Source organism: Sulfitobacter sp. LC.270.F.C4 (assembly GCF_032922545.1).
GTDB classification, from domain to species: domain Bacteria; phylum Pseudomonadota; class Alphaproteobacteria; order Rhodobacterales; family Rhodobacteraceae; genus Sulfitobacter; species Sulfitobacter profundi.
This window is the reverse complement of record NZ_CP136691.1, coordinates 16,970-38,289: the sequence shown is the minus strand read 5'-3', so window position 1 is coordinate 38,289 and position 21,320 is coordinate 16,970. Positions and strand designations below refer to the sequence as shown.

Here is a 21,320-nt window from a genome sequence, read left to right as displayed (position 1 = left end):
TGGTCATCCCCTTCAGAATTCCATCTCGTCATCGAGACCACGATCCAGTGTCTTGGCGCGGCCGAGATCGCGACCCAGCTCCTGCGCCTCTTGCTGGCCGCGCAGTCGTGCCACCTCGGTCGCCTTGTCCGGCTGCAACCCGGCGGCACGGTCGGTGAAGACCTGGTCGCCAGTTTCTTCAAAGGTCATTTCGAGGAATTCCTGCGTGACGGTGATCTGGTCGAGCTTGCTCGGAAGGGCTGCGTCCAGCACCTCGAAGTTGCCGCGGCGAAGCTCGGCCAAGCCTTCCTCGCCCAGTTCCTTGAAAAGCTCAGATTGCAGGGTCCGCTCGACCGTCTCTTCCTGTTCCTCGGTGAGCTTGCCGTCTCGCAGCATGTCGGCAAGGTCCTGCAGGTAGGGATTTGGCGTCCGGTCGTCTTCGTCGATGAGCGGCAGTGTCGCCTCCTCCTCGTCGGCAAGGGTCCGACCGATTTCGACGCCAAGTTCCTTGGCGCGTTCCATCAGCGCGTCCATCACGCCGTCGACCTTTTCGAGCGCGGCATCGAGTTGGTCGTCATTGGCGGTCCCGATGCTCAGGCCATCCTTCGCCAGTACCGCGTTCATGTCCCGCTCGACCCAGTCCTGCGCCATGCCGTAGTTCCGCGTGCCGCCGGCAGTGATCCGGGCCACCAGTTCCTCGCTGTCCATGCCGGCCTCTTCGGCGCGCTCGAGCACGTCGCGCAGCCCTTCGTCATTGCCGAACTGCAGCGCGGCGACCAGCTCCTCGCTGCCCGCCCCCGGCGGATAGGGTTCCTCGAGCTGCTTGCCAAACCGCGCGCGCAGCTCCGGGTCTGGCACCATCTGCGAAAGGTCCGCGATGATCGGCGCGGCCTTGGCCTCGAAAGCGGCACGCTCCGCCGGGTCCAGCTCCTCGGCCTTGAGCCTGAGCGCTTCGATCGTGCGCTCGGAATAGTCGATCGCGTCACCGACGGTCTTGATGTCCTTCATGTCTATCTCTCCTTCGGTGAAGTTCCACGGCGTGCCGGAGCCGAGCCCGTCCGCCATGCCGCGCACGGCGCGCGCCATGTGGCGCCGGTCCATCCGGTCCAGCAGGTCGGCGAGGTTCTTGTAGTCCTTGGCGAAGCCCACCACCTGCGCCTGCGCGATGGCGGATTCCTGGGCCGTCATGACGATCTCGCGCGGCAGGCGAGCCTCTTCCTTGGCCTGGTAGATCTCCTCGATCCCGGCGGGCTTCTCGAAGATGCCGCGTTCGAGCCGGGTCGTGGCGTCGAGCATGACACCGTAGCGCTCCGCGATCTCGGCCTGCTTCTCGCGCATGAGCTGCGGCGACATCACGCCCTCGGCCCAGCAGGAGAACCAGGTCCCGTTTTCGACGCCGCGATTGTTCAGGATGATGTGCGCGTGCTTGTGCGCCCGGTCGTCATGAACCGCGAGGACATAGTCCCACTGATCGCCGTATTCGCCGCTCTCGAAGAAATGCTCGGTCCAGTCCATCGCGATGTCGCGCACCTGGTCGACCGTCACTTCGGTCGGGAAGGACAGCAGCATGTGCGAGGTAAAGCCGAGCTTGGTCGAGCCGCGCCAGGTCCCGGCCCAGTCCTCGATGATGTCTTCCTTCTGCTCGTCGGTCAGGACCTCCGCGTCGGTCAGCGCGTTGGTCATCGTCGAGTAGGTGTAGACCGCCTTGTCATTGATGTAGGAGATCTGCGCTCCGAGCGAGGCGCGCGTCTTGCAGCCCCCTGCCCGGATCCGTTTGAAAACCGCCGCGCGGCTCTGACCCGACGCCGCCTTCAGTGCGTTGCGCGCCGACAGGGATCCGACGCGCGCAAAGCTCCGACCCTGCCGACGGCCCGCCAGCCGCGCGTCGATCCGCGCCGCGGCCTGGCCGCGGATGCGCTCATCCTCCCAGAGCCGCCCCATGACGGAGGTGTAGAGGGCGAGGGGGTCAGCCATTTCGAGAGTTCCGGTTCACGATCGAACAGTCATGCATCGGGGTTCGCGTTCGAGGCTTACCGAGAGGCAGCGAACCCCGATCCAAATCTGAACCGGAACTCTCAGGCACCAGCCTCAGACCGCCGCCAGCCACGCGCGGGCCGTCCTCCAGAACCTCGCTCTCCGCCCCCTGCCCTTCTTCCTTTTGCGGCCATTCCTGATGACGCAGTGCTTGTGCGGCATCCTTCATCCGGCCCATCTCACGGCTCATCGACTGCGCCAAATCGAAGAGTTCGATCAGCACGGCGCGGTCCGCCTCCGAGACTTCCAGCAAGCCGCGATGCACCGCCTTGGAAAGTGCCAATCCAGCGTCGCTCACATCCTTCGCCTGACGCCAGGCCGCGCAGAATTCCCCGACCAGATCGCGTGGCACATCGAGAAATCCGCACCGCCCGCGCAGTACCGCATTCAGCGCCTGTGACCGGTTGGCATAGCCCCGTTCGCGCCACTCGGCATCGAAGGCTTCCAGTTCAGATCGACTGGCCCGGAACGCCACCGTTTCGCTCGGATCGCGCACCGTGACGCCCTCGCCCGCCTCCTCTTTCGCGAGCCGGTTCACATGGCGCGGGGAAATGTCGAATGCTGCCGCCAGGTCCTTCGCGCTCTCGCCCGCAGCAAAACGCCGCGCCACTTCGATGCGCTGTTCGAACTTAAGGTTTTTCGCTGGCCTCGGCACGGGTCAGACCCCTCGGACAAAATGTGCAAACATTGGCCATATCCTGCCAACGTCTTTCTTTTCTCCTTCGCTTATACATCAATACATCACATTGCACAATATTACGTTTTGCATGTTTTAACTTTTTGCATGGCTTGGCGGCGTCTTCAAAACCCTGCACAGCGAGGCGCTGAATGGGCGCTCTCCTCATCGACAGACAGAGGTTGCTCGGAAAGAGACTGCGGAAACTGGTGCCCGAGCAGCGCGTGAAAGCGCACATATCGAGCGCCCGAGCCGGCCACGGATTGGGCGCCAGGAACACGAAATCGGCCCGCGCGGGATGGCGCAGGTCACACCCTCTGAGGGCGTCACGAAGCTTCTGAGAGACGGCGTCGGACCCCTGCGGACCCGAAGACCCGCAAGGGCATGGGTCAGTGACCCAGTCCCTGATTGCGCAGATCTTCGTAGCGGCCGCGGGCGATCAGTGCCTCGGTCTCGAGGCTGTCGAGAAACTCAGGATGGGCATCTTCATCGAAGGCGGCGAGGTAGGCATCGAAGGCCATGTCGGCTTGCAGTTCGGCGAGGTCGATGGATTGTTCGAGTGTCATGGTGTGATCCTTTCCGTTGATCGTCGTTGGACGGATCGTGGAAAAGACCGGGGGCATGAGAGCGGGCTGCACCCGCCACGGGGCGGAATGAAATGGAGCACGCCGGGGGCAGGTTTGTTGTGAGCGATGCCCAGCAGAGCTCAAGGCGTCTGCCGTCCAGAAACCTGCCTCCGGCGTTGCCGACCGCTCGACCCCGGGCTAGCGATCTGACAGGCCAACAGGTCGACGGAAAGGTGCGCGGCGGTGACCCTGACATGAGACGTTGCCCCCGGAAGCATGACGTTGATTTGCGACTTCATCACCGGCTGCCAACGATGTGTTTGCATACCCAGTGGCTTCGCCAAGACGACCCAGACGCAGGTTGCTGGAGGGAGAGAAAGAATGGGATTCTATTGCGAGATGAACCACCAGCACCCCCGACAGGCCTTTGGTGCCGTCAAGGGTTCACACGATCCTCGACGCAGCCAGAGAGAAGGATCCCAACAGCGTGTATGACCCACCTGGTCCGACGGCCCGCTACTATGACCGCGTCCGAAATATGCCGCGTTCTTCGGACACCGATCTTGGGCCCGCCCAGAGGTAGTTCCCCGGAACGACAAAAAAGCCAGACCGCCGGAGCGGTCTGGCCGATGGCTTAGGCGGCGTCTTTGGGGCCCCAGGGGATGACGGCCTGCAGGGACGGATCGTCTTGGCTAGCGGCCTTGCCGAGGTTGGCGTTGAAGCCGTGGTCGCGGATGGTCAGCGTGTAGTAGTCGGCGCCGGTCTCCTTGTTCTGCTTCTTCCAGATGCCGCCGCACTCGACCAGCTTGCCGCGCGGGGAGCGACCGAGGACGCGGTGCGTGGGGGCCATCGGGTTCGTGCTCCCGACGGGTTCGACCGTGATGTCGAGGTCGAAGGTCAGGGTCGAGATGGAGCCGACGCCCTTGGCGGTCTCAACATCGGCGCTGGTGAATTTGATGCAGTTCGTGGTCATTGCTCTTCTCCTTGTTTGCGTTGCAATGATGGTCAACTTGCAGCTGGCCAAGGCCTGACCACACCGAAGGCGAAGCGCAGCGGAGAGGGGCAGGCGCCGGTCTTTTTGCTGCGCGAGGAATGGCCCGCAGGGCCAAGGGAAAAAGATCGGCGACAACCTTTGTGGACGGGACGACAGCTGCGACCAGCATGTCATGCAAAGCAACAAATCGGGAGAAGTGCGATGGCCGCGGTGGGAAATGTGAATTGCACCGACAGACGCACCAGGGCACATCGGGTTCATTTTCACTCCCAACTAAACCGCGGCAAGTATCCATGATACCTATGAACGAACAAATGGTGGGCCTAGCAGAGCGCCGAGCAAGCGAAGGGAAACAACGAGTCAAAGTGCGGCACTTCGGACAGCCAGGAGGAGGCCAAGCAAACTAATGCACCTAGGCAGACTGGCAGACACCCATGCCGACTAATGGTGACAGTGGTCCCAAAAAACCGTTGCCAACACTTACGAGCTTCGTTTGACGACTGAGCCGATAGCTTTGTTCATGCCTTTCGGGTCATCAACCTGATCGCCGCAGATTGCGGTCCCCATCGGAACGAAAACGTCTCGGAGACGTCGAACCATCCACCGCCATCACCTGCGCCGTGGTTCGCGCCCATGCAGGAACACTGGCAATCGTGTCCGACGGCGTTCCGACAAGCGGGCGCGCACTTCTCCATTTCACGGTAGGGCTGAACGACGTAGAGCCGTCCATATCGTTCCAAGCCACTGTCAACAAAACGATTGAGCCAACTAACTGGTAGCTTCCAGGCTTTCTCGACGGGAGCCCATTGTACTTCGGGCTTCCGGCGTCCGGTTGCCAGACCGAAAAGCCAGCCCCGATTATCGGGACGATATGGCAACCGCGCTGTGAGCTTATCGCCTGAAATCCCGGAACGGACGATGATTGGAATATTTGCGCTATTCCACTGGTGGCGGATTTCGGGAGGGATGGCGGTAGTGTCCATAAAATTCCCTTTTTTGTTATAGAGTTACTTCAGTCATATATGCAATCATCGGGTTTAAAGAAGTCGTGCAGAAGCCGGTTCACCGATCCGCGTGATTTCAAAGATACTGGCAACGGCGGCTGAAAAATGAAACCTGAAATTTCCGAATTCTCTTACGGGTTCGCCCTTACCAATGAACTCGTCGGTTGGGTTGCGCTATCAGCCGCACCCGTGTTCCCAAGCCTGATCGAGGAAGGCAAAGCAGGGGGCGGCTATGATGTGAAGCTCGACCGGCCAGGTGTTCCCTTGTTTCTGCAATTCAAACGATCCCACTGTATGGTCCGCCGAACGGCGAAGGAACACCAAGCCGTCGTGGCCTTGGGCGGGACACTGAACGTTCCCTACTACCGTTTCCCCATCACCGAAGCGACGACCTCCGATCAGCATGAACTCCTGCTGGCGTTAGATGATGGCTCAAACCTCGTTTTTTACGCGGCACCCCACTTTCACAGGCGAAACGAGATCAATCAAGCCTGGAGTCGGTCTGATGTCGCCCGGCGCTCGCTCTTCGTGGCTCCACGGATGATAGGCCCATTGGACGATGAGCAACACCATGTCGCCTTCGATGGTGGGAATACATGGCTGTGTTCGGAACCACGCGTTCTCGAAGTGCTAACCAACCGAGGGTTGGAGGACAAGCTGAACGGTTTTTTGAAGGAACACGATCAGCCGCTTGGAGAACGCCTGCCGTCGCTGGTGGCGGAAATGCATGAGGCCGAACGGCGCGGGCGGCAGAAAGCCGAGCTGCGCCGCGGCTCAGGTATGCCACAAGATACTTCTATTTCTGACCGGGGGGACATTCCGGTGGTTGAAACCTTGACGCGAAGGTCCATCGTGGAAGGAGAATCTGACGCAGCAATCATGCCGGAACCCGAACCTCCGATGTCGCGTGAGCCCAAGCCTCTCGGAAGCGAAGCAGCCGTACTCCGGCAAGTGGCAGACATCGCCGCGCATGTGTTCGAGACGCAGTTGATCATCGTCCAGCCACGGTAAAGCAGTATGCAGGCCTGAAACCGCCGTATTCCTCGTGGGCATACCCCCCAAAGAAAATTTCCGGGAACGTGAATGTCAGGGGAAAACACTCCCGCCATCAGCGCGTCTATGTGCAAACGCAAATCCGGCGCCGACTCAGAACAGTAAATCTGGCATGTTCACGACAGTCGCCCCTTTGATGGAGTCGCGTGCCAACTCGACCAGATGGGCATGATGCGTGAAGAGGATTGCCTGCCCGTTTGTGCCAATCTCGGCGCAAAGCTGCAGGGCGGCCCGAGCGCGCGTATCGTCGAAGGTTTCCATGATATCATCCAGGATCATCGGCAGTGGCCCTGGGTCGCGCGCAAAGCTGCGATATCCAGCGAGGCGCAGCGCAAAGTACAACTGGCCCATCGTGCCCGTCGACATCTGTTCAATAGGAACCGTGCTGCCATCAGATTGGATACCAACAAGCTTTTCACCTTCCGCCTGGCTCCAGACGTCAACACCAGTCCAGGCGGGGGTGGTCATGGTGACAAAGGCCTCTTCAACATCGCGCAACATGCCACTGCGCCGCTCTTCAGCAAGGCGACGCAGTGCCCCGCGTGCCGCCAGAACCCCGAGCCGAGCCACCGCCGCCTGACGGGCACCGCTCCGGAGTTCCTCGAGCAGTGTCGCCTGTTCGGTTGCGAGATCGCTGCGGTCGGCGGCCTCAAAAGCGTCGCGGTACAGACGGGCAGCCTCGCGCTGTGCGTCGCGGGCGGTGTCGCGGGAGTCCTGTACGTCTTTCAGGGCGAGTTCCAGCTCTGCCGCACGTGTGGCATCCGGCATCCGGTCCAATTCCTCGGCAAAGAGATCGGCGTCTACGCCATCGCGAGCCTTCTGCCGATCGCGGTCCGCCGTTGCCTTATTGGCGCGCAGACGATCCCGTTCAACCAGCTTTGCGACCCGGTCGCGCGGCGAGAGGTCTTGCCCACCCTGCCCTTCGAAACAACCGTTCAGATCGTCGATTGCAGTCTGAAGCTCGCCCTCTGCCCGGCGTTTTAACTTGCCTGTTTCATCCCGTCGCAACACGGCCTCAACTCGTTTCTCGTCAGCCCGCGTGGATACAACCACGCGCGCACGAGCACGGTCGATGACTTGAACCGGGTCGATACCTGTCTCATCCTCAGGATCATCCTCAATTCGAGCCAAACGCTGCGCGCCCTCTGCAAGGGCGGCAATCGCCTGCTCCAGGGCCTCGATCCGAGCGGAGAGCTTTTGATGCTCGCCATAAAGCTGCTGCAGGCTGCGCAGGTGCGGCAGGGCGGCTCGAATTGCCTCAAGCGAGCGATCCGGCAATGGCAGCGCCGCAGTCAACCGGTCAAGATTCCCCTGCGCCGTTTCGCAGTCGGTTTGGCATTCCTCCGAGTTGCTGTTCAGCTTGGCTATGGTCTTCTCGCCGTCCTGCCATTTGGCCCAAGCCTTGCGATCACTATCCTCCAACGTCAATGCGCGTTGCACCTGCGCGGGTAGATCACCTTTCGCTGGGTCAAGTCCAAGGGGCCGCGCAGCATCAATCAGCGCGTCGCGGGCCACCTCCTGATGGGCAAGACGGGCTTTCAACGCTTCTTTCGCATTGGAAAGCTCGGCTGCCGCTTCGGCCGCTGCGGTCAGTGCCTGCTGACGCGCGCTGAAGGCTGAGGGGGTCGCATCTTCCCCCAATCCCAATGCAAGCGCCAACCTGGAACATCGCTCCGACAGGCGGTCACGGAGAGTGACCAAGTCGTCGTGACGCGTCTTTGCGGTCCCATACCTTGCGTCGGCGGTCCGCACCTGACCTTGCGCCGCGAGCAGACGCTGCCGGGCCTCTGCGCCGATCAGGTAATGCGCGCGGGTGCCATCATCAGCATACATCGCTGTCTCGAATTGATCCGCGGTCTCGGTGGTCAGATCGTCCCGGTGCTGCTGCCAAACCATGTCACGCCGACGCCGGGTCTCTTCGGTCATGACAATGTCAACGGCGTCAGGCGCGGCCTCTTGCGCACAAAGATGGGCTCGCGCCTCGGCCAGTTCTGCTGCGCGGGCGTCGAGGTCATTGCGCGCCGACGCAAGGTCGGCGGTCAGGGCCACCCAGTTCCGACCGACTTCGTCGAGCGTTTCGCGCGCCGGTAGGCCCTCGGCGATCAGTTCTTTCCAGGACCCCGGCAGACCAGCAGTGACCTTGATCAGACGCGCCAAAGCTTGGCTTTGGTCGGTCTCGAACGCGGTAAGATCCGCCACAGTCTTCCAAAGATCGAAGGCGGCTCGCAGCGCAGACATGTCTTGCGGTTCAGCGGGCGCTTCGCCCTGTTGGGCGCGGGCTACTTCGGCGGCCGCCCGTGCGGCGTCGTTTGAAAAACTGGCGGTCAAGCAATCCTGGACTGCAGCTGCAAGATCCTCAAGAACGCCTGCCTCCAGGGCAACAGTCGATGCCGGCGCATCTGGCACCTGGAGGAGCCGCAAAACGGCGTCTATTTGGCGACTGAGTTTTTCCTGATCTTCGCGACGCCGGGCAAGATCGGCCCGCGCCGTATTGGCCCGTCCCATAAGCGAAGCTCCATCGATGGTCAGTTGATCGAGACGTTCCAACTCTGCCGTCAACGTCTGGGCCAGCTTGTCGACTGGGTTGTCTGCGACGACCTGATCTTGTTTGGCGATCTCTTCTTCCGCCTCCGCGATCCGGCTCGTCTGCGCGGCGATTTTTTCGACAAGGCCCGCCACACGCTCTGCCGCGCCGGGATGGAGGTCGGGGCCGTCGGGGAAATCGACCAAGGCCTCTGTAAGCTGCCCTATTTCCTCAGTTCGATCATACCAGACCTCCGCAGCTTTTGACGCGGCCTGTCTTTGATGGGTTTGCCGCAGCTCGGCATCAACCCCCTCAAACTCGGCTGCTGCCCGATCACGATCATGACGCAGGGTGCGCTCTCGCTCTGTCGTCAGGCGATCAGCCCGCATTTCGCGGCCAATCTCTTTCAGGCGATCGCTACCGGTTTTCAGAATGTTGCCCCGGCCTCGTTTCTTATGAAATTTGTCGGCTCGCTCCGCCAGGGCGTCTAGCGTTTGCGCCATGCCCGTCAGGCCAGAAAGACCCGCATGCAGAAGTTGCCCAAGGTCTCCCTGCGCCCCGGCGATCCGTTCGCCGCCCTCGCGCAAGCCCTTCTCGTTGAGCGAAAACCGTTCCTCATAAGTCTCTCGCGATAGGCCGTGCAAAGCACCCGACAGGACCGCCTCGTTTATTGGGCGGTCCTGCGCGTCCAACAGTGATTGCGTCCTCTTGCTGTTACGGTGCAAGGCCATGGTCCCGCGCCCGGGCAGGTCAAGTTCTGCCCCCACCAAAAGATCACTTCGCTCAAACTTGAAGGCATAAGGATGTGCCCCGCCTTTAAACCCGAAAAGCAATTCCAGAAAGGCATGATAGGCCGTGGACTTGCCCGCCTCGTTTGGACCAAAAATCACCGTCACATCGGGGACGCCTTCGACAGGCCTTGGAAATACAATCTCGGCGTCTTTGAAACGGCCATAGCGGATCAGGTCTAACCGGTTCAGCCTCATTGCAAAGCCCCCGCGTGCAACGTCAGAGAAACTTCCGCTATCGCTTCCTCCAGTAGTGCATCCAGCCCGCTCTCATCCAGCTCGTCCATGATTTCTGATGGCAGGGCGAGGCGTAGTTCTTCGAGCTGTTGCAGAGCGGCCTGCCGAAAGCCGTCTTCGGTCAGTTCGTCCTGCATGAGGCGAACGAGATCGTCAGTCTCGGCTCCCGGTTTGCGGGGCGGCGGAGCAGATTTGACCTTGTCGAGGAATACACCGTCGATGCTATCCAGCACTTCGGCCGCCAGTTCCGTCACCAGTTCTGTCCCGTGGCGATCCGAGGTGACGTGCAGGCGCACCGCCATATCGCGTCCCGGCACTTGCGCGGACATCAATGTGTCGCGCAAGCTGCGCAAGACCTCCTGTTGGTCAGCACAGGCGCTCAAATCCAGCGCACATTCGGAAAAGCCAAGGTGACCAATGGCGCGGCGTTCGAATTCCGGCGTGCCCTCGCCCACCGAAACAATCGTCACGGTGCCACCGTTGCGCTCACCAAAATGGCGCGGCTGCGGGATACCGGGCATGACCGCCAGTACCGGTCCGTCGACACGCTCGAAGGGTGCGTGTATATGCCCGAGGCACCAGAGATCGTACCCATACGCCATCAGGTCCCGTTCGGCGCAGGGTGCATAGGGATCATGACCCTGAGCACCGTCAAGCGAGGTATGCATCAGCCCGACGTTGCGCTTGCCCGGCACCGGTCGCGGATAATCGGGAAGAAAGCTCTTTGCCACATGTGCCGCATCAAAGGAGAGGCCATGGAAAGCCGTGCCACCGATCTCGACCGTCGGTGCACCATTATGCAGAACATGGACATTCGGCCCCAAATCTCCATGCGCCTTGTGATCTAACAGCGCATCGTGGTTACCCCTGATCAGCACCGTGGGCACACCAGCTTCGGAAGCACGCGCCAACTGGGAAATCAGGAAGGCCCGGGCTTTCAAATCCGGGTAACCATTGTCAAAGATGTCGCCCGCCAGCACCAAAGCATCGACCTGCTCCGAAATCGCCAGGTCGATGATCTCGGCAAAGGTGTCGCGGCTGGCCTGTTTCAGCCGGTCGCCAAGATCGGGGTTCCGTAGCGCCACGGATCGGATGGGTGATCCAAGATGAATGTCAGCTGAAACGAGGAGGCGCATCATATTCCGTCCGTGTTTCCGCGAAAGATGCGGTTTTTCTTTGATACATCACAATAGCTATCAGTTGCTATTGAACATGTCTTTGTTCCTCAATTTGGCCGCCGCCACTTAGCGCAGTTCGGTGGTGGTGCCCTCCTGCATCCCGATCGATGTTCGCAAGTATGTAAAACTGATAGTCGTGAGTGCAATGTAATTTGAATTTTGGCAGCATGCCTAATAGGGCTTCCCTTAGGTGTTTGATCCCAAGGTTTGATGGTGCGATCCTTTCGCAGGAATGGAAGGAAGCATTATGGGACAAGTTCGTCATGGGAGCGCCACGACCACGCACGCCGTCAGAGCTGCAATACAGCGATCGCAAGCTTCGCTCGCGCAACTGAGCCAGGAGGCTCGGCATCAATCCAAAAACAGTGGCGAAGTGGCGTAAACGCCAGACTGTCGAGGATTTGAAGACTGGGCCGAAAGAGCCCCGGTCAACGGTCTTGTCCGAAGCAGAGGAGGCGACAATCGTCGCATTCAGACGGCACACCTTGTTGCCGCTGGACGATTGTCTTTATGCCCTTCAACCAACGATTCCGCATTTGACGCGTTCGGCGCTGCATCGGTGTCTGCAGCGACACGGCATTTCCCGGCTGCCTGATGTCGAGGGCGACAAGCCAAAGCGCCAGAAGTTCAAACGATACCCCATCGGCTTCTTCCATATCGACATCGCCGAGGTTCAGACTGCTGAAGGCAAGCTCTACCTGTTCGTCGGTATTGACCGGACCAGTAAGTTCGCAGTCACCCAACTCGTAGAGAAGGCAGACCGCAAGACCGCTTGGGAGTTCCTACAGCAAATGCTCGAGGCCGTGCCCTATCAGGTCCACACAATTCTCACCGACAACGGCATTCAGTTCGCAGAGCAACCGCGCAATCGCAACACCGCCTATTCAAGGCCGATGCGCTTCGACATGATCTGCGAAGCCAACAGCATCGAGCACCGCCTCACCAAGCCAAACCATCCGTGGACCAACGGTCAGGTGGAGCGAATGAATCGCACCATCAAGGACGCGACGGTCAAGCGATTCCATTACAACAACCATGACCAATTGGAGGCGCATCTCGCAGACTTCATGGCAGCCTACAACTTCGCGCGCAGGCTCATGACCCTCGGTGGCCTCACGCCCTACGAATACATCTGCAAGATCTGGACATCCGAGCCAGACAGATTCATCCTAAATCCGATCCACCAGATGCCGGGACTAAACACCTAACGCGCACCAACTGCGCGCGATGGAAAACATGATCCACGACGGATTCCAGGGCAACCGGTATCGGGCATCCTTGCGCCACTAGCCACGCAAATTCATGCGAAAGGTTTTCTCGATGCGGCTCATATCAGAATGCTCGACACCCGCCTGCTCAGCGAACTCTTGCCACTTCGCGACCGCGTCCACAATGTCCTCGATTGCCTGGTTCGCCTTGTTGGATTTCAGCCCCACGTTCGAAGCAAGTACCATGAGGTCGCCATGGGTAAAATCGTTTCGCTTTCCCGCCAAGCTCATCTGGTGATCGCGGGTCCATGAGCCAGAAGGATTGTAGGAATAGGCCACGTCATAGGCGGGAGACAGTCGCCAGGCTCCGGACCGGTCCATGAGGAAGGAAATATTCTTGACGTGGTCATCCTGGTTGCGGGCGACAACGTTGAAGACCGCACGCTTGTACTGCTGTTCTACGACGTCCATCCCGAGCCCAAGATCCCTGATTGTCAAGACGGCCTGCTCGTAGGAATAGGATGCCGGGTCGTTGAAATCGAAATGCTGCATCGCGCCTAGCGATTGCATGTGGCGCTTTCGCCCCCGTTCGTCCCGGTCGAACCGACGTGTCATGAAGTGGCTTCGGCCGCCCTCGTGGTGGAGCCTGCATTCCGACATGTCGATGCCCGCTTCGGTCGCCATCAGGTAATATGCGTACTCGATCTTTCCAAAGCCTTGCGGGTCGGCGAGCTCTTTGTCGCGGTTGTTGGACACTCCGTCGAACTTCAAGAGCCAATGCTCGTACCCCTCGTCGACTTTGACTTGCCCTGACCTGAACTCACCGGTGTCTCGGTTCCAGGCGAGTACAGCCTTGGCGCGCGCGCCACCCGCCGAGGTCCCGACGCTCAAGATATCTTCCAGCGCCTCGGCGTCGTCTTCACCCCCCAGCCTACCTGCAAGGTTCTCACGCTCGCTTAGTACCCTGTTTGCCAGATCCACCAACTGGGCCACTTCGAGTTTTTTTGACCGGGTCGCCTTGCGGACCGTCGGCTCGAACTCCAGTGCCCCGATCCCGCGGTTACCGATGTAACAAAGCCGATCCACGGGGCTGAACCGGTCCACGCTTCGCCCCGTTTCCGCAAGCCACGCATCGATCAGCCGGTTGCCGAACTTGTCTGGCAACGCGTCGGCCAACATGCCGGGCAACCCTTTGAACGTTTCTTTCGGAAGGGCGGGAAACTCGTAGGGTGCTTCCCGAACTGGCATCTTCAGGGGCGCGACCTCAATACCCGCGCCCACAAAGGCCGGATCGTATTGAAAGATGCCGAGTGCGCGTGCCTCATCCCAACTCACAGCACCAATGCGCCGACCCCACAATACTATGCTCGCGTCAGTCATCTACGTCATCACCCCAGGTCCATGTTGATTTTCTGGAGCGTTCGGATACAGGACTCGCTCTCCTGCGCTCCTTCCCCTTCTGCGAGACGCGTTCAATTGGCCTGATGTCTCCCTCTGGTAACGCGGAGAGTATTGGCTCTTCCAGATCGAGCGCGGTGGCGACGCGAAGAAAGGTGTCCAGGGTCGAAGGGTCCCCCGCTTCAAGGCGGCGCAGGGTGCGTACTCCGATGCCCGCCTTCTCGGCGAGGTCAGTTTGGGTCACGTTGCGCGCGAGGCGCAAGCGCGCGAGACGTTGCCCGATTTCTTGTTCGATTTGTTGAGATGTCGCCATTTTACTTTAAAGGCCGCAAGATGCCGATTACTCCAGATAATTTGCTAATGTCGGTCGTATATGGCCTTTTATGGTGATTCTTGTCAATAGGCCTCAAGTGGCCTCTTGGAGCGCCCATCCCTCATTACGGGGCCACATATGGCCTTTCGATGAAAAGTTGGGATATCACAGCAGCGAGTTATTGGGGAAACGGACCCAAGCGAACTCTAAGATTCTCGTGGACCCGCCAGCATAGGCCGCGAGGAGCGTGGCATCGTCGGAAGCAACGGCCCGCGTCAAACTTGCGGTCGGGTGCTGCCAGTTCTCTACGGAAAGCACCATATGCCCATGACAAGTGTGATGGTCGATACTGTAACGCCCAAATCGATCGCGCTCAGCGTTTCGCGGCCATCCAGAATCCGATTGCACCCAACTTATCTGTTGGGTACTTGGCCACAACAAATAAGTTGGGTATATTGAGGCATGACCATGAACAGAATCACCCTGAACGAAAAAGAAGCGCGGGAAACGCGTGCCCGGATTTCTCGTCTCTCTGAGGCTCTTCACTCGGAGCGCGCGATGGAGCCGGTTGTGGCCGGCCTGCCGCCTGAGGTGGTTTCTCAAGTCTCGCGCATGATGAAGGCCGAGCGCGCGCGCCTGACCCAAGCGGTCGAGGCATACGAAGAGGCCAAGGACACCCAACGACCCACCGCCCTAAAAGAACTGGTTAACCGCGACCTTGGCCTGATGCTCATAGTAGCGCGGATCGCCAACGGCTTCTCTCAGAAGGACCTAGCATGGCGCCTCGGCGTAAAGGAACAACAGGTTCAGCGTTGGGAGGCTGAGCGTTATGCCCCGATCAGCCTCAAGAACTATCATCGCGTGGCGGCGCTGCTGGGAGTCCGGCCTTGGGCTGACATGCCTGACCAACCGGAGCTCCGCGGACTGGACAAGGTCATCGACGGTGTGTCGAAGGCCGAGATCAAGAAAATCCTCAAACATGGGCGCGAGAACGGCTGGTTCGCCGAAGACTTCACCGAGGCGGAACTTCGTCGTTACATCGCCGAGAACCGGATCGATTTTGGAAGCCCAGGGCTTCTCCGAACTGGCCTCAACGTTGTGGATCACGCCGAAGACGTCTTGCTCCACGCCTGGCGCGCTAGGGTCACCGCGAGAGCTCGTGACGCTTTCGCGGGCGTCGAGGACGTTCATGAGCCGCTTGAACTCAAGTGGATGCCCGAACTGGTCCGTCTGAGCAATGACCCCCGCGGGCCGCTCCGGGCGGTGGAAGTGCTCGCCCACCGCGGGATCGTATTGATTGTGGAGCCACAGATCCCCGGCCTCAAGATCGACGGCGCAGCGTTCATCGTGGATGGGAGACCGGTCATCGGAATGACCGTCAGGACCGACACGGTGGACAACTTCTGGTTCACGCTGATGCACGAACTTGCCCACGTCACTCTTCACTTCTCCACCGGGCTGGCCGTAGGCTTCTACGATCAGACGGACCAAGAGACATCGGTCGATGAACAGGAGGAGGAAGCCAACCGCTTCGCTTCCAACTTGCTCATTCCGGAAGAACGCTGGCGGCGCTCTACCGCCCGAATTGCGAAGTCGGCTGCGGTCATCGAGCGTTTCGCCAACGAGCTAGGTATCCATCCGGCGATTGTGTTCGGGCGGATACGCAAGGAACGGGGCGAGTGGTCCCTGTTCACAAATAAGATCGGGAGGAACACCGTGAAGAAGCTGTTTGTGGGCGAAGCCCAGAAAGGAAAGAGTGATGCTCCCATACTACCCGGCCCTAAGGGCTAAGCCCGGCGAGTTCGCGGCCTGCGGCAGGCTGGCCCCCCGTTATCAGGGGTATGTCTGCCCGCGCTTCGTGGTGCCGCCTCCCACTGAGTCCGACCCCGAAAAGGGGCGCGTGCCCACGCTGGACGAAATCGCCCACATAATGGGGGAGCGCCTCGGAAAGAGCTGGCCCCACCGGCGTGCGTTCCTCGACCCGCAACTTGCGGCGGCGGCCCTCGGCGACGAAGGGGTGGCTACGCTCTTCCGCATCGCCACGGCGGTAAACGCCCGCCTGCTTCCAGTCCTGACGATCGCCGATCTGACCAACCCGGCCCGCCAGGCCCTCATTCGGAACGGCGACGTCAGGACGGGCATCTACATAGACTTCGAGGAGGTTGATCCGGCTGCCCTGGTCGAGGCGGTGAAGAAGGCGGGCCTCCGGCCGGAACACTGCGTCCTCTTCGTAGATTTCACTGGAGCTCCCCTCGGCGCCGACTTCGCGCCTGCTATCGGCGAAATCTTCGATCAATTGGACGGCGCGGCGCGGTGGAGCAAGATCGTCTATCAAGCGTCGGCGTACCCGGACAAGCTGCCGGTCGGTGCCAACGAACGCACGTTAATCGCCAGGGCAGAGTGGACCACCTTCCAGGCGGCACTCAAGGAGACAGGCGTCCAACCGGACCGACTGGCCTACGGTGACTTCGGCGCGGATTGCGGGCGAATGATGTTTCCGAAGGGGAAGGGCGGCGGAAGGCCGAGGCCGCACCTGCGCTACACCGGCAAGTCCCACACCTTGGTGGTAAGGGGCAGCGACTCAGGAACCTTCACGCCGACGATGCGCGACGTCTGCAAGCAGATCATCGAGAGCAAGGAGTACAGCGGCAGGAGTTTCTCCCCCGCGGACGACCGGATCTGGCGAAACGCGAAGGGGCTGACCGAAACCTGCGGCGACGCGACTGGCTGGCGGGAACTGAACACCGCGCACCATCTGGTCAGGATAGTCAAGGACTTGGGTGCTATGTCTGGTATCGAGTTCGAAGAAGATGCTGTCTCTGAGTACTCGGAGCAGGAAAGCCTTTTCTAGCTCAGCGCTGCACTTAAGCATCCTGATAGGTCCCGTCGGCCGCAGCGATCACGACCTCGTCCTCGGCCATCCATTGGTTGGAGATCAGAAACCTGCGGATCGTATCGGGGGCTTCGGAATAGAGCACTAGCGCGAGGCTCTCTTCGGCGCGGGTGCAAGTGACATAGAGCAAGCGGCGGGTGCGCTCGATCGTGGTTTCCTCGCCATTGTCCGCCTTTTTTTGGGCGGTTGGGCCCAAGGGTTTCACACCAAACAGCGTCTCGTAAGAAGCAAGGCCCTTGAAGCGAGTATGGACGTCGTCGGCGATTACCATGACCCGGGGAAATTCGAGCCCTTTGACCCCCTGGTGGGTGCCAAAGGGGCTGCGATCTTCGACATAGGCGAGGTAGCGCGCCACCTGGGAAAACGGGGCATCAAGCGCCTGCGTCCAGGCCTCGGTGATGGTGGGTTCAGTGGGTGGTGTGTCCTCGGGCGTGGTCAGGTCCAGCTCGTCAAACAAGGGATCAAGCTCGGCAAGGATATCGGCCATGTCCTGGGCCGCCGGATTGTCGTCAGGCAAACAGGGCCGAAGCTGGTCAGGGATCGGGAACAACCGGTGCTCGGCCACGACTGCCAACACGTCGGCACAACTCGGATCCGGTTCGTCCTTAAATAGCGTCATCAGCGCCGCAACGCCCGCCCGTGCCGCGTCGAGGCCAGAAGCCTGGCCCCCGCGCCCCGTCCGGATACCTCTCTTATCGACCAGCGGTGAGCCGTCGCGCAGCACTGCCATCGCGGCAAAGGCATCCCCATTCCTTTGTGCCGTCACCAAAGGCAAGACCCGGTGGGTGAAAAGCCGCATAGCAGGTAAGGTGCCATCGCGAAACCCGTCCTTGAGCTTGTCGGGTTTGCTCAATGGCTCAAACAGTTCACTAAAACCAAGACGCGCGGCGGCCATGTGACGCTCGATCGTAAGTGTCTTGATCGCCTCCGCGTTCTGCCACGCGGGGTCTCCGGTGATGCGGGCCATGTCCGCACAAGCGAAGGCTTCAAAGGCTCCGCGATCCGTGCCCTCGCTTGGTGCAAGAAAGACGCGCACGGTGCCACCCGGTTTGTCTTCGCGCGCCCGCTGCTGGCGGCCATCATCGTCGCGCCGGATCGAATTCGCCAGGTCCACGATCCGCTTGCGGCTGCGGTGGTTCATCTGTTTGGCCGGTTGCGAAAAATCCCCCACTCGCTGGTCAAGATCGCGCAAACCATCGGTATAAATGCGCTGCATCGTGTCCCCGAGCAGCCCTAGGGCAATGCGGCCGCGATGGCGCGCCTCGAAGGTCAAGAGCGCCTCCATCAGTGGTTTCATCGTGTCCTGACTCTCATCGATCAGGATGAACGGGTAGCGCGCCAGAACGATGTTCTGAAACGTCTCGCTTTCAGTCAGGAAATGCGCGGCGAGTGCAATGACTTCGGTATGTTGCAGCGCATCGCGGCCGAAATTGTCCCCCTCGGGCGCATAGGTGAAGGCGCGGATTTCAGCCAGGCGCTCCAGACGCTTCGTCTTGGAGGCCATCTTCTTCTCGCGTTTGTCATGGGCGTCGGTGCCCGCACGGCCCTTCGCATGGGCTGCCTGGATCTCGGCAATTTCTGTCCGCAGGTTGCTCTCTAGCCAGCCCCGAATATCCGCCCTGCGCCCCTCGATGAGCGACCAAGCGAAGCTGTGGATGGTCTGTACCTGAAACACCGGATCGGCCTTGACGCGGCGTGTGATCTCATCTGCGGCGGCGTTGGTATAGGTGATGACGGCGATCTTGCGGCTGTGTTTGCGCAAGGTGGTCAGGGTCTGTGTGTCCAACCCCTCAAGTGCCTCCTTGAGAGATCGCGTCTTTCCAGATCCCGCCCCGGCAAAGAGAAAGAAGCTGCGCGGCTGACCAAGGGACAGGCACGCGCGAATCGTCGCGTCAGCGTCCGCGTCGCGGGTAGCGTCGGTCACGTCTGTCACGCCGCGCCCTCCACGCCCTTCAGCTGGCCCGCGAGCCAGGTAAGGCCGGTGTTGATATAGGGCGGCGCGCGCAACACTTTGATGTCTTTGATGTACAGAAGATCCAGTGCGAAGGCGGCCTTTTCCGGTCTTTTTGCCAACCTTTCAAAGAGCGCCTTGGCGAGGTCTTCAGGGGCCTGAGCCTCAGCGATGGATTTGGCAAAGGCACGGGTCATGAGGCAGGAGAACTCTGCTCCTGCGGCGTCCGTCACGGCTTTCGGGTTAGTCAGGACCAGAGCATCCTCGAAGGTGCTGGGCGTGACGCTCGTGGACACCGAGCCAAGTGTCACTTTTTGCGGGGTTTGATAGCTGACGGCGATGGGGCGGTCAGGGGCCGTGTGACACAGAGCCGTGGGGGGAGAGCCTAACAACTCATCGATCTCTGCCAGCTTGGGGAGCCAGGTCTTTAGCACGTGGTTGGCTGTGGATTGAGCAGCCCCGCAGGAAGGCTGGACCGATTCTTTGACGACCTTCCCGCCTTTGTCGACCTCTGCCACCGCGTCGAGATCGGTGATGATCAGCGTCGGCACCTCCAGCGCCTCGATCAGAGGCCGCAGCCTATGCGCGTGACTGCCCCCCAGCTCTAAAAAGGATAGATAGGCTGCAGCCAAATCAGGGTAGTGATGTTGGATCAGATGCGGCAGCAGAATTCGCTCCGCAGCACCCTCGATCACGATGATGGCGTCGGCAAAGAATAGATCAAAATGTGTGCTCAGCAGATAGCGCGTCACGAAGCGATGGGTTTCATTGTCCGCACCAAAGAGCCCAGTCATATTCGCCACACTGGCCGTGGGCACAACTCCGTGACTTCGCAGCTCGCGCTTGAAGTAACGCAGCTCCTCAAACGCGGCGGCGTGTGCAATATGGCCCGAATGGGTGCTCACGACCAGCTGAGTGGTAAAGGCCGAGCCCTCCTGCTCCAGATCTTTATGGTTGCGCAGCACCTTGTGGGCCCTAGCCATAAAGACCTGCTGTACCTGAACATGCAGATGCGCCTCCGGTTCCTCGATTAGCACCAGTTGCAGAGGTTCGATACCCTTGTCGTCTGGGGTCACTAACTGTGATTTGAACTTGCCTACTTGCATCCAGTCATCCCGGAAACGCATTAGCTGAAACACCATGGAGATCAGGTTCTGGAAGCCGAGGCCATTGTAGCTTTCAGGCAACTTCACCCCGGAAGTGTCGCCCGAGATATCGTATTGCACCGCAGCCGGGTGATCGAGCCCGTCAACCGGTTTGATCTGCGTGGATATGAAGAGTTTCGGATTGTTCAGCCCGCCGGGGTAGCCGAGACTTTCCAGTTCCTTGATAGCATCAGCGAAACCATCCTTGAGCCGGGCATTAAAGGTGGTTTCGGCATCATGGATTGCCTCGAGCGCTTTGACGTCGTTCGGCGTGGGGTCCTTTTCGGGGTCGATATGTTTACGGAAATAGGGCTGAATCTGGCTGGCAATCTTGCGGCTAGTTGCGTTCGTCGGTTCATCGTCGTCACCATTACTGTCCCCTGCGTCTGCGAAACCGCGTTGCGCGTTGATCTCACGAATGTGGATGAGTCCAGCAAAGGGGTTCGAACCGATCCCCTCCGACAAGGCCGGCAGGGCATGCGGCTCAACCGGCCCTGTCGTGGTGAAGCTCATGGGATCCAGAAGATGGGCGTTAAGCTCGAATAGGTCCCTCAGGCGCTTGTCTAGAAATTCTCGAAAGTCACGTGGCCAAAGCGCGAACCCTTTGGCCGTTGCGCCGCCGGGTTGCAGCGTCTGAGCGGCCTCTCGTGCGGCCAGGTACTGCGCCTTGATGTCCGCCCCCTTCTTTGGCTCCAAGCGTAGGCGCACGCCCAGCAAGCCACCAGTCCAGGTCAGTGTTGGGATCAGGTGCGCGACATGGTGCAGCTCTGACGTGTCAGCATGGAGCCAGACGTCAATGAAGGGAAGCTGGGCCAGGAGCGGGCTGAGATCCACCTCGACCTCCTGTGTCCAGGCTCCCGCGATCTGTTCAATTGCGGCCCAGTTTGAGGCTGTCACATCACGCGTGTCGATACCGCCGCGATCCTTAAGGAATTTGCGCAGCGCCTTCATGGCCGATGTTTTGCCGCTGTTGTTGGCCCCGACGAGCAGGGTCTGCTTGTCCGACATATCCAGACGGGCGCGCCGCAATTTGCGAAAATTGAAAACTTCAATGCGTGTGAGCTTCATAGTATTGGTGTCCCCCTCGCAGAGAATGCTGCGATAGTTTCTCTATATATACTCTTCCTGCGGGTGTGTAGCCGTACGCAACCGTCGGGGTTCTCTCAGTATTCACTGTCTGGCTATTCGCTTCGCAAATTCACAGGAGATGCTGTGGAAATCGCATGCTGGGTTTTGGGCCTCTCATCGGCCGTGAGGCGGAACGCCGGAGGCCTTGCCGCCAATAAATGCAAGAGACTTCGGTCAGAAAAAGTGAAACGATTATTGCTTTGTAATCGCGTGACTTTCTTGGCACGCAGATGAATCGTTGCACCGCAAAT

The 21,320-nt window shown here is 60.0% G+C and carries 13 protein-coding genes and 1 pseudogene; 4 read left to right on the top strand and 10 right to left on the bottom strand.

What is annotated here, in order from left to right; genetic code table 11:
* Nucleotides 1-12: 12 nt before the first annotated feature.
* From R1T45_RS03505 to R1T45_RS03490, 4 genes are all read right to left on the bottom strand, one after another.
* Nucleotides 13-1,953 carry a relaxase/mobilization nuclease domain-containing protein gene (locus tag R1T45_RS03505; protein WP_317389212.1) on the bottom strand — a complete coding sequence of 647 codons (1,941 nt, stop codon included), beginning with the start codon at nt 1,951-1,953 and terminating at the stop codon, nt 13-15.
* Nucleotides 1,946-2,668 (bottom strand): ribbon-helix-helix domain-containing protein, encoded by a 723-nt coding sequence (locus R1T45_RS03500; protein WP_233501446.1) that lies wholly within the window; start codon nt 2,666-2,668, stop codon nt 1,946-1,948. The genes R1T45_RS03505 and R1T45_RS03500 overlap by 8 nt, the downstream gene beginning before the upstream one ends.
* A 410-nt stretch (nt 2,669-3,078) precedes the next feature.
* Nucleotides 3,079-3,255, bottom strand: a complete 177-nt coding sequence (locus R1T45_RS03495) for a hypothetical protein (RefSeq protein WP_235602448.1) — start codon at nt 3,253-3,255, stop codon at nt 3,079-3,081.
* Between the two features lie 634 nt (nt 3,256-3,889).
* Nucleotides 3,890-4,228 (bottom strand): DUF736 domain-containing protein, encoded by a 339-nt coding sequence (locus R1T45_RS03490; RefSeq protein ID WP_064225024.1) that lies wholly within the window; start codon nt 4,226-4,228, stop codon nt 3,890-3,892.
* 1,130 nt (nt 4,229-5,358) lie between these two features.
* Here R1T45_RS03490 and R1T45_RS03485 point away from each other — a divergent pair.
* Nucleotides 5,359-6,264, top strand: a complete 906-nt coding sequence (locus R1T45_RS03485) for a hypothetical protein (RefSeq protein WP_317389211.1) — start codon at nt 5,359-5,361, stop codon at nt 6,262-6,264.
* 135 nt (nt 6,265-6,399) lie between these two features.
* Here R1T45_RS03485 and R1T45_RS03480 read toward each other — a convergent pair whose 3' ends face one another.
* Both R1T45_RS03480 and R1T45_RS03475 read right to left on the bottom strand, forming a co-directional pair.
* Complete coding sequence (locus tag R1T45_RS03480) at nt 6,400-9,816, bottom strand: AAA family ATPase (protein ID WP_317389210.1); 3,417 nt, start codon at nt 9,814-9,816, stop codon at nt 6,400-6,402.
* A complete protein-coding gene (locus R1T45_RS03475; protein ID WP_064225028.1) occupies nt 9,813-10,994 on the bottom strand; it encodes an exonuclease SbcCD subunit D in 1,182 nt (393 codons plus the stop codon). The genes R1T45_RS03480 and R1T45_RS03475 overlap by 4 nt, the downstream gene beginning before the upstream one ends.
* Nucleotides 10,995-11,280: 286 nt before the next feature.
* Between R1T45_RS03475 and R1T45_RS03470 the strand changes: the two are divergent.
* Nucleotides 11,281-12,241, top strand: a pseudogene (locus R1T45_RS03470) (IS481 family transposase).
* A gap of 78 nt (nt 12,242-12,319) precedes the next feature.
* On the opposite strand, the gene R1T45_RS03465 reads toward R1T45_RS03470, so the two are convergent.
* Together R1T45_RS03465 and R1T45_RS03460 are read right to left on the bottom strand one after the other, a co-directional pair.
* Complete coding sequence (locus tag R1T45_RS03465; RefSeq protein WP_064225029.1) at nt 12,320-13,621, bottom strand: type II toxin-antitoxin system HipA family toxin; 1,302 nt, start codon at nt 13,619-13,621, stop codon at nt 12,320-12,322.
* Complete coding sequence (locus R1T45_RS03460; protein ID WP_064225030.1) at nt 13,614-13,952, bottom strand: helix-turn-helix domain-containing protein; 339 nt, start codon at nt 13,950-13,952, stop codon at nt 13,614-13,616. Before R1T45_RS03460 ends, R1T45_RS03465 begins: the two co-directional genes overlap by 8 nt.
* Before the next feature lie 468 nt (nt 13,953-14,420).
* Here R1T45_RS03460 and R1T45_RS03455 point away from each other — a divergent pair, with 468 nt between their 5' ends.
* Both R1T45_RS03455 and R1T45_RS03450 read left to right on the top strand, forming a co-directional pair.
* Nucleotides 14,421-15,743, top strand: a complete 1,323-nt coding sequence (locus R1T45_RS03455; RefSeq protein ID WP_201039675.1) for an XRE family transcriptional regulator — start codon at nt 14,421-14,423, stop codon at nt 15,741-15,743.
* Nucleotides 15,712-16,803 carry a beta family protein gene (locus tag R1T45_RS03450; protein ID WP_317389209.1) on the top strand — a complete coding sequence of 364 codons (1,092 nt, stop codon included), beginning with the start codon at nt 15,712-15,714 and terminating at the stop codon, nt 16,801-16,803. The genes R1T45_RS03455 and R1T45_RS03450 overlap by 32 nt, the downstream gene beginning before the upstream one ends.
* Before the next feature lie 13 nt (nt 16,804-16,816).
* Here R1T45_RS03450 and R1T45_RS03445 read toward each other — a convergent pair whose 3' ends face one another.
* Together R1T45_RS03445 and R1T45_RS03440 are read right to left on the bottom strand one after the other, a co-directional pair.
* The gene (locus R1T45_RS03445) at nt 16,817-18,778 is read right to left on the bottom strand and encodes a UvrD-helicase domain-containing protein (RefSeq protein WP_064225032.1); all 1,962 of its coding nucleotides are present in this window, start codon (nt 18,776-18,778) and stop codon (nt 16,817-16,819) included.
* Nucleotides 18,775-21,009 carry an ATP-dependent nuclease gene (locus R1T45_RS03440; protein ID WP_064225033.1) on the bottom strand — a complete coding sequence of 745 codons (2,235 nt, stop codon included), beginning with the start codon at nt 21,007-21,009 and terminating at the stop codon, nt 18,775-18,777. Before R1T45_RS03440 ends, R1T45_RS03445 begins: the two co-directional genes overlap by 4 nt.
* Between the last annotated feature and the right edge of the window lie 311 nt (nt 21,010-21,320).

Coding starts and splice junctions, on each gene's coding strand:
- R1T45_RS03505 (WP_317389212.1), bottom strand. CDS start 1,953: ATGGCTGACCCCCTCGCCCTCTACACCTCCGTCATGGGGCGGCTCTGG.
- R1T45_RS03495 (WP_235602448.1), bottom strand. CDS start 3,255: ATGACACTCGAACAATCCATCGACCTCGCCGAACTGCAAGCCGACATG.
- R1T45_RS03490 (WP_064225024.1), bottom strand. CDS start 4,228: ATGACCACGAACTGCATCAAATTCACCAGCGCCGATGTTGAGACCGCC.
- R1T45_RS03485 (WP_317389211.1), top strand. CDS start 5,359: ATGAAACCTGAAATTTCCGAATTCTCTTACGGGTTCGCCCTTACCAAT.
- R1T45_RS03480 (WP_317389210.1), bottom strand. CDS start 9,816: ATGAGGCTGAACCGGTTAGACCTGATCCGCTATGGCCGTTTCAAAGAC.
- R1T45_RS03475 (WP_064225028.1), bottom strand. CDS start 10,994: ATGATGCGCCTCCTCGTTTCAGCTGACATTCATCTTGGATCACCCATC.
- R1T45_RS03465 (WP_064225029.1), bottom strand. CDS start 13,621: ATGACTGACGCGAGCATAGTATTGTGGGGTCGGCGCATTGGTGCTGTG.
- R1T45_RS03460 (WP_064225030.1), bottom strand. CDS start 13,952: ATGGCGACATCTCAACAAATCGAACAAGAAATCGGGCAACGTCTCGCG.
- R1T45_RS03455 (WP_201039675.1), top strand. CDS start 14,421: ATGAACAGAATCACCCTGAACGAAAAAGAAGCGCGGGAAACGCGTGCC.
- R1T45_RS03450 (WP_317389209.1), top strand. CDS start 15,712: ATGCTCCCATACTACCCGGCCCTAAGGGCTAAGCCCGGCGAGTTCGCG.
- R1T45_RS03440 (WP_064225033.1), bottom strand. CDS start 21,009: ATGAAGCTCACACGCATTGAAGTTTTCAATTTTCGCAAATTGCGGCGC.